The sequence below is a fragment of the Roseovarius salinarum genome (genome assembly GCF_002834145.1).
In the GTDB taxonomy this organism is placed as follows: Bacteria; Pseudomonadota; Alphaproteobacteria; order Rhodobacterales; family Rhodobacteraceae; genus Roseovarius; species Roseovarius salinarum.
Genome location: NZ_PHNT01000005.1, coordinates 23,908 through 35,994, shown reverse-complemented (window position 1 = coordinate 35,994; position 12,087 = coordinate 23,908). Strand labels below are relative to the sequence as shown.

15 protein-coding genes and 1 pseudogene are annotated in these 12,087 nt (G+C 69.0%); 8 read left to right on the top strand and 8 right to left on the bottom strand.

The window, feature by feature from the left end:
* Positions 1–59: 59 nt before the first annotated feature.
* From CEF10_RS06575 to CEF10_RS06565, 3 genes and pseudogenes are all read right to left on the bottom strand, one after another.
* Complete coding sequence (locus CEF10_RS06575; RefSeq protein ID WP_101067336.1) at positions 60–167, bottom strand: DUF2474 family protein; 108 nt, start codon at positions 165–167, stop codon at positions 60–62.
* A pseudogene (cydB, locus tag CEF10_RS06570) lies at positions 167–1,169 on the bottom strand (cytochrome d ubiquinol oxidase subunit II). The gene CEF10_RS06575 and the pseudogene cydB overlap by 1 nt, the downstream one beginning before the upstream one ends.
* A 14-nt stretch (positions 1,170–1,183) precedes the next feature.
* Positions 1,184–2,596: a cytochrome ubiquinol oxidase subunit I gene (locus CEF10_RS06565; protein WP_101067476.1), complete on the bottom strand. Its 1,413-nt coding sequence runs from the start codon at positions 2,594–2,596 to the stop codon at positions 1,184–1,186.
* Between the two features lie 172 nt (positions 2,597–2,768).
* On the opposite strand from CEF10_RS06565, the gene CEF10_RS06560 reads away from it, so the two are divergent.
* From CEF10_RS06560 to CEF10_RS06540, 5 genes are all read left to right on the top strand, one after another.
* Positions 2,769–3,080, top strand: coding sequence for an ETC complex I subunit (locus tag CEF10_RS06560; RefSeq protein WP_101067335.1), 312 nt, complete (start codon positions 2,769–2,771; stop codon positions 3,078–3,080).
* Positions 3,081–3,285: 205 nt separating this feature from the next.
* Complete coding sequence (ppk2, locus tag CEF10_RS06555; RefSeq protein ID WP_101067475.1) at positions 3,286–4,191, top strand: polyphosphate kinase 2; 906 nt, start codon at positions 3,286–3,288, stop codon at positions 4,189–4,191.
* A 71-nt stretch (positions 4,192–4,262) separates the two neighbouring features.
* Positions 4,263–4,904 carry a DUF1007 family protein gene (locus tag CEF10_RS06550; protein ID WP_101067334.1) on the top strand — a complete coding sequence of 214 codons (642 nt, stop codon included), beginning with the start codon at positions 4,263–4,265 and terminating at the stop codon, positions 4,902–4,904.
* A complete protein-coding gene (locus CEF10_RS06545) occupies positions 4,886–5,773 on the top strand; it encodes a nickel/cobalt transporter (protein WP_101067333.1) in 888 nt (295 codons plus the stop codon). Before CEF10_RS06550 ends, CEF10_RS06545 begins: the two co-directional genes overlap by 19 nt.
* 41 nt (positions 5,774–5,814) lie before the next feature.
* Entirely contained in the window at positions 5,815–7,203 is a 1,389-nt protein-coding gene (locus tag CEF10_RS06540) for an MATE family efflux transporter (protein WP_101067332.1), read from the top strand.
* Between the two features lie 45 nt (positions 7,204–7,248).
* Here CEF10_RS06540 and CEF10_RS06535 read toward each other — a convergent pair whose 3' ends face one another.
* Entirely contained in the window at positions 7,249–7,656 is a 408-nt protein-coding gene (locus CEF10_RS06535; RefSeq protein ID WP_101067331.1) for a hypothetical protein, read from the bottom strand.
* Between the two features lie 11 nt (positions 7,657–7,667).
* Positions 7,668–8,870 carry a pyridoxal phosphate-dependent aminotransferase gene (locus CEF10_RS06530; RefSeq protein WP_101067330.1) on the bottom strand — a complete coding sequence of 401 codons (1,203 nt, stop codon included), beginning with the start codon at positions 8,868–8,870 and terminating at the stop codon, positions 7,668–7,670.
* 86 nt (positions 8,871–8,956) lie between these two features.
* Here CEF10_RS06530 and CEF10_RS06525 point away from each other — a divergent pair, with 86 nt between their 5' ends.
* The 3 genes from CEF10_RS06525 to CEF10_RS06515 all read left to right on the top strand — a co-directional run bounded on the left by CEF10_RS06525 (position 8,957) and on the right by CEF10_RS06515 (position 10,210).
* Positions 8,957–9,361 (top strand): helix-turn-helix domain-containing protein, encoded by a 405-nt coding sequence (locus tag CEF10_RS06525; RefSeq protein WP_101067329.1) that lies wholly within the window; start codon positions 8,957–8,959, stop codon positions 9,359–9,361.
* A 37-nt stretch (positions 9,362–9,398) separates the two neighbouring features.
* Positions 9,399–9,623 carry a succinate dehydrogenase assembly factor 2 gene (locus tag CEF10_RS06520; RefSeq protein ID WP_232796434.1) on the top strand — a complete coding sequence of 75 codons (225 nt, stop codon included), beginning with the start codon at positions 9,399–9,401 and terminating at the stop codon, positions 9,621–9,623.
* Between the two features lie 89 nt (positions 9,624–9,712).
* Positions 9,713–10,210, top strand: coding sequence for a MarR family winged helix-turn-helix transcriptional regulator (locus CEF10_RS06515; RefSeq protein ID WP_101067327.1), 498 nt, complete (start codon positions 9,713–9,715; stop codon positions 10,208–10,210).
* On the opposite strand, the gene CEF10_RS06510 is transcribed toward CEF10_RS06515, so the two are convergent.
* Genes CEF10_RS06510 through CEF10_RS06500 form a run of 3 tightly spaced genes read right to left on the bottom strand, consistent with a single transcriptional unit; the run spans position 10,204 to position 12,061 of the window.
* The gene (locus tag CEF10_RS06510; RefSeq protein ID WP_232796424.1) at positions 10,204–10,938 is read right to left on the bottom strand and encodes a DUF1194 domain-containing protein; all 735 of its coding nucleotides are present in this window, start codon (positions 10,936–10,938) and stop codon (positions 10,204–10,206) included. The genes CEF10_RS06515 and CEF10_RS06510 overlap by 7 nt on opposite strands.
* Entirely contained in the window at positions 10,935–11,639 is a 705-nt protein-coding gene (locus CEF10_RS06505) for a DUF1194 domain-containing protein (RefSeq protein WP_232796423.1), read from the bottom strand. Before CEF10_RS06505 ends, CEF10_RS06510 begins: the two co-directional genes overlap by 4 nt.
* Entirely contained in the window at positions 11,633–12,061 is a 429-nt protein-coding gene (locus CEF10_RS06500; RefSeq protein WP_101067326.1) for a VOC family protein, read from the bottom strand. Before CEF10_RS06500 ends, CEF10_RS06505 begins: the two co-directional genes overlap by 7 nt.
* Between the last annotated feature and the right edge of the window lie 26 nt (positions 12,062–12,087).

Genomic DNA, 12,087 nt, shown 5'->3' with positions numbered 1-12,087 from the left:
GGACGGGCCTCCTTCGTTCGCCCCTAGACTTGACCCCTTTTCCCGGCGGTTCAACCCGGTCAGGCGATCATCAGGCGGATGACCCAGGCCACGATCGCTAGGGTGCCCACAGAGGCCGCCCAGAGGGCGACGAACCACGCCAGCCGCCGGACCGTGTCACGCCGCATCAGTGATACCCCGCGTCCGGGTCGACCTTGCCTCGGAACACCCAGTAGGCATAGGCGGTGTAACCCAGGATCACCGGGATGAGGATCACCGTGCCCACCAGCGCGAAGGCAAGGCTGCTGTCGGGCGCCGCGGCCTCCTGTATGGTCAGCGCCGGCGGCACCATCATCGGGTAGAAACTGATGCCGATGCCGACGAAGCTGATGACGAACAGCGCGAGGCTGGCCAGGAAGGGCGCGCGGTCGCTGCCGGTCATCAGCCCCCGGAACAGGAGCATCGCCGCGAGGAACAGCATCACCGGCACCAGCGCCGAGTAGAGCGCGGCGGGAAAGCTGAACCAGCGGTCGAAATAGACCGGGTCCTGGAACGGGGTAAGCAGGCTGACCACGCCGATCAGCCCCAGCGTGGCCGCGCCGAGCGGCCAGGCGAGGCGGCGCATGGCGCGCTGGAGCGCCCCTTCGGTCTTCATCACCAGCCACGTCGCGCCCAGCAGCGCGTAGCCGATCACCAGCGCCACGCCGGTGAGCAGCGAGAACGGCGTCAGCCAGTCCCACCAGCCGCCAGCGTAGGCGCGGTCCGCGACCTCTATGCCCTGCACCAGCGCGCCGAGCGCGATGCCCTGGCAGGCCGCCGCGACGGTCGAGCCGCCGATGAAGGCCGCGTCCCAGACCGGACGCCAGGCTTGCGTGCGCCAGCGGTACTCGAACGCCACGCCGCGGAACACAAGCGCCAGCAGCATCAGCACGATCGGCATGTAGAGCGCGGGCATCACCACCGCATACGCCAGCGGGAAGACCGCGAACAGCCCCCCGCCCCCCCATCACCAGCCAGGTCTCGTTGCCGTCCCAGACGGGCGCGACCGAGTTCATCATCACGTCGCGCTCCTCCTTGCTGCGGGCGAACGGGAACAGGATGCCCACGCCCAGGTCGAAACCGTCGAGGATGACGTAGGTAAGCACGGCGAAGGCGATGATCGCTGCCCATATGGTCGCGAGATCCAGCATGGCTCAGCCTCCTTTCATTCGCCGGGAACGGCGTTCGGGTCGAGCTGTGGTGCCGGGGTAATGCCGCTGCCGCGCAGCGGACCCTCCGCGGCCGGGTCGGCCCCGGTGTCGCCCGGCGCCTTGCCCATCAGCCGCAGGATGTAGACCGTCCCGGCGCCGAAGATGAAGAAATAGACCACGATGAACACCAGAAGCGAGGTCGCCACCGCCGGCGCCTCCACCGGCGAGAGCGAGTCGGCGGTGCGCATAAGCCCGTAGACGGTGAAGGGCTGGCGGCCGACCTCGGTCGTGATCCAGCCGGCAAGCACCGCGACGAACCCGGCGGGGCCCATGGCCACGGCCGCGCGCTGCAGCCAGCGGCCCTCGAACAGCGTGCCCTTCCAGCGGCGCCACAGGCTCCAGGCGCCCAGGCCCAGCATGGCGAAGCCAAGCGCCACCATCACCCGGAACGACCAGAAGACGATGGCCACCGGCGGCTCCTCGTCATCGGGGACGGTGTCGAGGCCGGGCAGGGGGGCGTCCAGATCGTGCTCGAGGATCAGCGAGGAGAGGCCGGGGATCTCGATGGCGTGGTCGATCTCCTTGTTGTCGGGGTCTGGGATGCCGAACAGGATCAGCGGCGCGCCCTCGGGGTGCGACTCGTAATGCCCCTCCATCGCCATGACCTTGGCCGGCTGGTGCTCCAGCGTGTTGAGCCCGTGCATATCGCCGGCCACGATCTGCAACGGCGCGGTGATCGCCACCATCCACAGCGCCATAGAGAACATCTTGCGGCTGGCCGCCGTCGCGCGGTCGCGCAGCATGTGCCAGCCCGCGGCGCCCGCCACGACCAGCGCGGTCGTCAGGTAGGCGGCCAGCACCATGTGCAGCAGCCGGTAGGGGAAGGAGGGGTTGAACACGATCGCCCACCAGTCCTCGGGCACGAACTGTCCCGCCTCGTTGATCGAATACCCCGCGGGGGTGTGCATCCAGCTGTTCACGCTCAGGATCCAGGTTGCCGACAGCAACGTGCCGAAGGCGACCATCGCCGTGGCGAACATGTGCAGCCGCGCGCCCACCTTCTCGCGCCCGAACAGCATGATGCCCAGGAAACCGGCCTCCAGGAAAAAGGCAGACAACACCTCGTAGGCCATCAGCGGCCCGATCACCGGGCCGGCGCGGTCCGAGAACACGGACCAGTTCGTGCCGAACTGGTACGACATCACGATACCCGACACCACGCCCATGCCGAAGGCCACCGCGAAGATCTTTTTCCAGTAGTCGAACAGGTGAAGGTAAGTGCGGTCGCGCGTGCGCAGCCATTGCGCGTTGAGCACCGCCAGGTAGCTCGCCAGCCCGATCGAGAAGGCCGGGAACACGATGTGGAAAGAGACGGTGAAGGCGAACTGTATCCGCGCCAGCGTCTCGGCCGAGAATGCCTCGAGCATGGGGGCCTCCATTCGATGCCCTTGTTCATATGTTGAAATTAGAATGTATGTTTGCACGGCAAGGGGACGGCCGCGGCCCGCGTCCGGATGACGCGCCCCGTGGCCCCGGCCCCTTGCCCCGCCGGCGTGAATGGCCGATATTGTGCCCGGTGACAGACAGCAGGGGAGCGCCATGACCGCGCGTATCTACAGGCCGGCCCGCAACACGATGCAATCGGGCAACGCCCGCACCAAGCACTGGGTGCTGGAGTTCTTCCCCGACACGCGGCGCGAGGTCGATCCGCTGATGGGCTGGACCTCGTCGGCGGACACGCAGGCCCAGGTGCGGTTGACGTTCCCCACCCGGGAAGCCGCGCTGGAATATGCCCGGGAGCATGGCATCGATGCCGTGGTGCAGGAGCCGCACCGCCGCCGCCCCAACGTGCGCCCAGGAGGCTACGGCGAGAATTTCTCGGCCAGGCGGCGCGAAACCTGGACGCATTGACGTTGCATTCGCAATGAAACTTGACACCGATCAACGCGGCTGACGCCGGTTCGCGATAGCCTTTCGCATATCTTGTGAAAGGAAGAGCATGACGAAACCGACGACTGCCGCCACGGCGCCCGTTTCCGGAAATGAAAACGTTGCAGACGATGCAGGGCCCGGCGCCGTAACGGGCGGGTCGGCGGTTGCGGTGGGGGGCGCCACGATGCCGACGCCCGGAGATGGCGATGAAGACACCGGTCGCGACATCAAGGCGACCGATCGCGTGGCCGACCTGCGGCAGGCGTTCGAGAACGGCGATTATCCCTACGACAAGAAACTCGGCCGCCGCGCCTACGAGCGGCAGAAGGCCCAGTTGCAGGCCGAGCTGCTGAAGGTCCAGCTCTGGGCGCAGGAGACCGGCCAGCGGTTCGTCCTTCTGTTCGAGGGACGCGATGCCGCCGGCAAGGGCGGTACGATCAAGCGCTTCACCGAGCATCTCAATCCCCGTGCGGCCCGCGTCGTCGCGCTCAACAAGCCCACCTGGGAGGAGAAGGGGCAGTGGTTCTTCCAGCGCTACATCGAGCATCTGCCGACGGTGGGCGAAATGGTGTTCTACGACCGTTCCTGGTACAACCGCGCGGGTGTCGAGCGCGTGATGGGCTTCTGCGAGCCCTGGGAATACCTGGAGTTCATGCGCCAGACGCCGGACCTCGAACGGATGCTGGTGCGCTCGGGGATCCGGCTCTTCAAGTACTGGTTCTCGGTCACGCGCGAGGAGCAGCGCCGCCGCTTCGCGGCGCGGGCGAACGACCCGCTCAAGCAGTGGAAGCTGTCGCCGATCGACAAGGAAAGCCTTGACAAGTGGGACGACTACACCGAGGCGAAGGAGGCGATGTTCTTCTACACCGACACCGCCGACGCGCCGTGGACGGTCGTGAAATCCAGCGACAAGAAGCGCGCGCGCCTCAACTGCATGCGCCATTTCCTGAACGCGCTCGATTATCCCGGCAAGGATCCGAAGGTGGTCAAGGGCCCCGATCCGCTGATCGTGTCGACGGCACAGCACGTGTTGCACGGCGCAGATCACATCCTCGGCAAGTCCCTGCACCCGGAAGTGCGAAAGGTCTGACACCCGCCCGCGGGCTGCAAATCGCGGCACGATCTTGCCGTCCTGACACGTGCGTCTTAAGACGGAGGCAGATGCGGGGACTGTTGTTTGTCATCTGCGGGGCTTGGCTGGCCTGCGCATCGTCGGGTGCGCGGGCCCACCCGCATGTCTTCGTGGACGTGGCCCTGCGCTTCGAGGCCGACCCGCGGGGCCGGGTGACGGGGGTCGAGGTCACCTGGAGCTACGACGCGTTCTATTCCCTTCTGGTCCTGTCTGACCGAGGGCTGGACGCGGACGGGGACGGTGCCCTGACGCCCGGGGAACGTGCGCGCCTCGAAGGGTTCGACCTCGTGGACTGGCCCGACGGCTTCGATGGCGGCCTTTTCATCACGCGCGATGGCGGACGTGTCGCGCTGTCCGCGCCGCGTGCCACGGGTGTGCAGCTGCGCGACGGCCGTCTGGTTTCGTCCCACACGCGCGACCTCGGGCCGATCGCGCCCGATGGTTTGGTGATCCGGCCCTATGACCCCAGCTACTATGCCGCGCTGACGCTGACAGACGTGCGCGGGCTGCCCGGTGGCTGCGCGACGGATGTGGAGGCTGCCGACGACACGGCGGCGGACGCGAAGGTCGCCGACCTGATGGGCACGCCGACCGAGGCGGGGTTCGCCGAGGTTAAGGTCGGCCGCTTCTACGCCGATACGCTGACGGTATCATGCGCGCCGTCCTCCTGATCGCCGGCCTTGCGCTGCTCGCGGTGGCCGGTTGGCTGTGGGGCCTGGGCGGGGCGGCAGAGGTCGCGCGCTGGGCGGCCGAGGGCCAGAGCGAGGTGCAGACCGCGCTGGCGGGGGTCCTGCGGGATCTGCGCGCCGGCGACACGGCCGCGCTGAGCGGCCTTTTGGGGCTGTGTTTCGCCTACGGCTTCCTTCACGCGGCCGGGCCGGGGCACGGCAAGCTGCTGATCGGTGGCTACGGTGTGGGCCGCAAGGTGCCGCTGCTGCGGCTGTCGCTGCTGGCGCTGGGCGGCAGCCTTGCCCAGGCGGCGACGGCGGTGGGGCTTGTCTACGCGGGCGTGCTGGCCTTCGAACTGACGCGCCAGCGCATGGTGGGGCTGGCCGAGCAGGTCATGGCCCCCGCCAGCTACGGTGCCATCGCCCTGATCGGGCTCTGGCTGGCGGCACGGGGCGCGCGCCGGCTGTTGGCGGCGCGTCGCGGGCCGGCCGCCGCGCCGGGCGCGTGCCAGGGCTGCGGGCACCGACACGGGCCGACGGCGGACGAGGTGGCGCGCGTACACGGGGCGCGTGACGCCGTGGCCCTCGTCGGCGCGGTGGCGCTGCGGCCCTGCACAGGCGCGCTGTTTCTTCTGATCGTGACATGGCGCATGGGGCTGGAAGGCGCCGGCATCGCCGGTGCCTTCGTCATGGGGCTGGGAACGGCGAGCGTGACCGTGGCGGTCGCGGTCGCCGCGGTCACACTGCGCGAAGGGCTTGTCGCGCGCCTTGCGGCGCGCGCGCCCGGGGCGACCGCTCTGCCGGTGATCGAGATCGGCGCGGGGGCCGTGGTGGCGCTTCTGGCCGCGCAGCTTCTGGCCGCCGCGCTCTGAGCGGGCTTGCGCCCGTCGCGTGCCGGCCCTAAGCGGCGGGTATGCGACGCGTTGTCCCATACCGCCAACACGCGCGGGCCGTCTTCAGGCTAGGGCTGCCACTGGTCGGCAGCCACCTTGCGCAGTTCGCGATCACGCTGACCGACACCCTCATGCTGGGCTGGTACGGCGTCGCGGCCCTGGCCGCCGGCGTGCTGGGGACCGAGATGTTCTTCGTCCTGTTCATCATGGGATCGGGCTTTGCCTGGGCGGTCATGCCCATGGTGGCCTCGGCCCGCGCGGCGGGTGACGAAACGCGGATCCGGCGCGTCACGCGGATGGGGCTTTGGGCGTCGGTCCTGTTCGGGTTGGCGGCGCTGCCGGTGCTGCTCACGAGTGCGCCGATCCTGCGCACGCTGGGCCAGGCGCCCGCGACGGCGGCGCTGGCCGGCGACTACACCCGGATTGCCGGCTGGGGGCTGGTGCCGGCGCTTCTGGTCATGGTGCTGAAGTCGTACCTCGCGGCACTGGAACGCACGCAGATCGTGCTGTGGGTGACGCTGGGTGCCGTGGCGGTGAACGCTGCCGCGAACTACCTGCTCATCTTCGGCAACCTCGGCCTGCCCGAGATGGGCATACGCGGCGCCGCCGTGGCGTCGCTGGTCGTGCATGGCGGGTCGCTGGCCGTCCTTGTGCCGATCGTGCTGCGCCTGGCGCCCGAGCATGCCCTGTTCGCCCGGTTGTGGCGCCCCGACGGCACAGCGCTGGGCGAGGTCTTCCGCCTGGGCTGGCCCATCGGGATAACCAACCTCGCCGAGGTCGGATTGTTTGCCGCGACGTCGGTGATGATGGGCTGGTTGGGCACGCTGCCGCTGGCCGCGCATGGTATCGCGCTGCAGATCACCTCGGTCTTCTTCATGGTTCACCTGGGGCTGTCGAACGCGGCGACCGTGCGCGCGGGGCAGGCGGTGGGCCAGGGCGATGCTGTCCAGCTGCGCGACGGGGCGCGGGTGGTGATCGCCGTGTCCGGGCTGGCGGCGCTGATCACGGTGGCGGTGTTCCTTCTGCTGCCCGAGCATTTGATCGGCCTGTTCCTCGACCCCGGCGACCCCGACCGCGACGCAGTCATCGCCATCGGCACCGGGCTGCTTGCGGCCGCGGCGCTGTTCCAGTTCGTGGATGCGGCCCAGGTGCTGGCGCTGGGCCTGTTGCGCGGGGTCCAGGACACCCGCGTGCCGATGGTGATCGCCGCGCTGGCCTACTGGGCCGTGGGCGTGCCCGCCAGTTACGCGCTGGGGTTCATGGCAGGCATGGAGGGCGTGGGCGTCTGGCTGGGGCTGGCGATCGGGCTGGCGCTGGCGGGGGTTTTCATGATGGCCCGTTTCTGGCGCCGGGCGCACCGCGGTGCCCTTGGCATGTCGGCACCGCCCGGCGCGCGCGAGGCCTCGTGAACGCTATCGAAACCTGGGTTGCGCGAAAGAGCCTTGCCGGCTGCCTCAGGAATCGCCCCGCCCCATCCTTTCGGCCTTCTTGCGGACCAGCACGCTGCGCAGGTCGTGCATCGCCAGAAGAAGCGAATCCGTCACCGCCTCGAGCTGGTCGTCGGTCGCGCGGCTTTGCGCCCAGTGCGCAGTGGTGTTGAGGTGATCGACCGTGCGCAGGATGTCGTCGATCGCGCGTTCCTCCAGCACCTCCTGCCGGTCCTGCATCCAGTCGCGGATCGCCTGAAGGTCGCGCTCGGACAGTTCGCGCTCGCCGTGGGGCTTGATCTGGCCGTTCCGGATGTTGACCACGGCGATCTGGTCCATCTCGATGCGCCGCTGCCGGTTCTCCGTGTCCACGCGAAAGACGAAGGCGCCGTTTTCCCGGACGCGGAAGTAGTACTCGGGCAGGTCTCCGGCCATCAATCGCCCCCTCAGCTCAGTGCCGCACAGAACCCCCGGATGCGGTCGCACGCCTCTTCCAGCGCGGCGTCCGAGGTAGCGTAGCTGACCCGGAACGCCGGTGAAAGCCCGAAGGCCGCGCCGAAGACGACCGCCACGCCGGTTTCCTCCAGCAGCGCGGTGGCGAAGGCCTCGTCGCTGTCGAGCAGCGTGCCGGCCGCGCTCTTGCGGCCGATCAGGCCGACGATCGAGGGGTAGACGTAGAACGCGCCCTGCGGCCGCGGGCATTCGATGCCGGGGCAGGCGTTCAGCCTGTCCACGACAAGGTCGCGCCGGCGCCGGAACACCCGGTTGTTGTCGGCGATGAACCCCTGCGGCCCGGTCAGCGCCTCGACGGCGGCCCACTGGCTGATGGTGCAGGGGTTCGAGGTGGATTGCGACTGGATCTTGCGCATCCCCGCGATGAGGTCTTCCGGCCCCCCCGCATAGCCGATGCGCCAGCCGGTCATGGCATAGGCCTTGGATACCCCGTTGACGGTCAGCGTGCGCCCGTAAAGCCGCGGTTCGACCTGCGCGGGCGTGCAGAAGGCGAAGTCGTCATAGGTGAGGTGTTCGTAGATGTCGTCGCTGAGGACGTGCACCTGCGGGTGGCGCAGCAGCACCTCGGCCAGCGCGGCCAGTTCCGCCCGGGTGTAGCCCGCCCCCGTGGGATTCGACGGCGCGTTGAAGACCAGCCACTTGGTCCGCGGGGTCAGCGCGGCCTCCAGCGCCTCCGGGGTCAGCTTGAACCCGGTGTCCAGCCCGCAGGAAACCGTCACCGGCGTGCCGCCGGCCAGCAGCACCATGTCGGGGTAGCTGACCCAGTAGGGCGCGGGAATCACCACCTCGTCGCCCGGCTCCAGCGTGGCCATCAGCGCGTTGTAGAGCACCTGCTTGCCACCGGTGCCCACGCTGATCTGGGCCGGGGTGTAATCGAGGTCGTTGTCGCGGGCGAATTTTTCGCGGATCGCTTCCTTCAGGTCCGGGATCCCGTCGGGGGCGGTGTATTTCGTGCGCCCGTCGCGGATCGCGCGGATGCCCGCCTCCTTGATGTGCTCGGGCGTGTCGAAGTCGGGCTCGCCCGCGCTCAGGCCGATGACGTCGTGGCCTTGCGCCTGCATTTCGCGCGCCCGCGCGCTCATCGCGATGGTGGGGGACGGTTTGACGCGCGATAGTGTCGCGGAAAGCAAGGACATCACGGCCTCCGGTTTGTATTGGACAGGGGATTGTCTTAGGGTCCGCCCCGACGACGATCAAGCGCGATCACCGGAAAGGACTGACGATGGACACCGAAAAGACCGAAGGCTGGTTCGACCCCGAGGCGACGACCTTTGGCGACCGCGTGGCAGGCGCGCGCGAACAGGCGGGCATGACGCAATCCCAGCTCGCCAAGCGGCTGGGCGTGAAGCTCAAGACGCTCAAGGGCTGGGAAGAGGACCTGTCGGAACCGCGCGCCAACAAGCTTTCGATGATGGCCGGGCTGCTCAACGTCTCGCTGCTGTGGCTGCTGTCGGGCGAGGGGGACGGCCCCGACGTGCCCGGCGAGGAGGGGGAGCTTTCGCGCGATGTGATGGACATGCTGACCGAGATCCGCGACGTGAAGACCCAGCTGGCGCAGGCGGCCGACCGCCTCGGACTGCTGGAAAAGAACCTGCGCATGACCCTCAAGGATGAAGCGGGTGAGTGACGCCGAGGACCGCGCGACGCGGCTGAAGCGGCTGCACATGCGCGCGATGCGCCGCGGCACCAAGGAGATGGACATCATCATGTCACGCTTCGCCGGCGCCGAGCTGGAGGGGCTGGACGCCGCCGGCCTGGATACCTTCGAGGCGCTCCTGTCGGAGAACGACCAGGATCTTTACCAGTGGGTGACCGGCCAGGCGCGGCCGCCTGCCCGGTTCGACGCCATGGTGAGCCGGATCGCCGAGGTGTCCGCGCGCCGGGGCTGACGCGCGGCCGCGGGGCGGGCCGCGTTTTACGGATTGTTGGGCTTTTTCGTTCAGTGTCCCTGTCCGAGCGTCATCGCACGGAGAAGGACATGAGCTTGCATACCAATGTCAGCCCGGTGGCCGACCGCGGCTTCATGCAGGGCTATCTCGACACGCTGGCGCTGGTGGAGCGGCTCCACCGCCTGCTTCTGGACGTCATAAAGGACGAATTCGAACGCCTCGGCGTGCTGGACGTGAATGCCGTCCAGGCCCTGCTGCTGTTCAACATCGGCAACAACGAGGTCACCGCCGGCGAACTCAAGACGCGCGGCTACTACCAGGGCAGCAACGTCAGCTACAACCTCAAGAAGCTGGTCGAGATGGGATACATGCACCACCAGCGGTGCGAGATCGACCGCCGCGCCGTGCGCGTGCGGCTGACGGCCAAGGGACGCGCGATTCGCGACATCGTCGCGGCGTTGTTCGAGCGTCATGCCAAGGGGCTGGAATCGCGCGGCGTGCTGGGCGCCGACGGGATGGACCAGATCACGACCGCGCTCGGCCGCGTGGAGCGCTACTGGTCCGAGCAGATACGTTACATCTATTGATGTGCCGGCGCGGGCAGCTGCGACACCGCGGCCGGGCGCATCTCTCGAACGAGTTTCCGGGTCATCGCCGCGCGAAAATCGTCGAAGTCCCGCGCCGTTTCCACGAAGGCGCCGGGGCCGCGGCTGACGAAGGTGCGGTAGTAATCCAGCAGGCTCTTGACCCGGCTGAGGTCCTTGGTGACGTTCGCGCGCCCCGCCGGGCCGATCACCAGCCCGTTGACGGTGACGCCCGACAGGGCGCTGGTGGACAGATCGCGGGGATGCGGCCCGCGGTTCGACGGCCCGTCGCCCGAAACATCCAGGACGTGCCGCCAACACCCCGGTCGGCGCGCCAGCAGTTCGGCGCCGAACAGCATCGCCTGCCCGATCGCGGTGTCGGGATCGTCATGCAGGCTGCTTGTCCCGCGCAGGTGCCGCGCGATCCGGCGCAGGTCGGCCGGCCCACGCAACGCCGTCCAGTTCACCAGCAGCCGCTGCTGGCCCGGCCCGCCCCATTCGTAGACGGCCAGTGCCACCTCGGCCCCCGGCACCGCCAGCGCGGCGGATTGCACCGACGGCGACTCGACCGCCGCCGCAAGGCCGTCGAGCTGCAACCGGTATTCCCGCGCGTCCACCGAGCCGGAAACGTCCAGCGCCAGAGCCAGGGCCAACCGGCACTCCGCCGCCGCCGTTACCCCCGGCCACAGCAACGCGCACAGCGCGATGGCGAGATGGCGCGCCGCCCTCACCCGCGCGGCCCCCGCGCCGGCCGCGCACCGCCCAGCACGATGTCGTTGATCTCGCGGAACAGCTTGCGCGTCATCGCAGCGCGGTAGTCCGCGAAGCCGCGCGCCGTCACCATGAAAGCGCCGGGGCCGTGCAGCACCTCGTCGCGATAGAAGGCGCGCACATCCGCGTCGTCGCCCAGGATCACCAGCCCGTTGACCGTCACGCCTTCGAAGGGGAAGTGCCGGTACGCGTGGCGCGGCCCGTAGCGGAAGTTGTTGACCCCGTCGCCGGAGACATCCACCACCCGCCGCGCGCATCGCGGCGCGCGCGCCAGAAGGCCCGCGGCGTATCCCAGCGCCTGGCCCATGGAGGTGGGAAAGTTCTCATGCGCCCGCGTCATGCCGGCGAGCGCGGCAACGGCGCGGTCGATGTCGCCCGGCCCGCGTAGCGCCGTCCAGTCGAGGTGCAGCGCCTGCTGCTCGAAACCGCTCCACTCGAACGCCGCCAGCGACACGTGCCCCGGCGCGCCCGACAGGATCGCGTGGCGCACCTCGGGCGCGTCCAGCGCGGCGGCCAGACCGCGGCGTTGCAGGTCGTACTCGGCCGCGTCCACCGAGGACGAGACATCGAGCGCCAGAACCAGCGCCAGCCGGCAGGCCGCGCCCGCGGCGCCGGCCCCGGCGCCCCATAGCGCCAGGGCAAGACAGGCCAGCCTCACCAATGGCCCGTGTTCTCCATGCTGGCCCAGGGCTCGGCCGGTTCCTGCGGCTCGCCCATCTGCAACAGCTCGATCGAGATGTTGTCGGGGCTGCGCACGAAGGCCATGCGCCCGTCGCGGGGCGGGCGGTTGATGGTCACGCCGTTGTCCATCAGGTGCTGGCACATGGCATAGACATCCTCCACGGCATAGGCCAGGTGCCCGAAATGCCGGCTGTCGTCGGGCAGGGCGTCGTCGCCGTCCCAGTTCCAGGTCAGCTCGATCGGGCATTCCTCCTGCCCCGGCGGCGCCATGAACACCAGCGTGAAGCGGCCGCCCTCCACGTCCATGCGGCGCGTCTCCTCCAGCCCCAGCAGGTTGTAGAAGGCGATCGATTCGTCGAGTTCCTTCACGCGGACCATGGTGTGCAGGTAGCGGATCTTCATGGCGACACTCTCCGTTGGTGATGCGC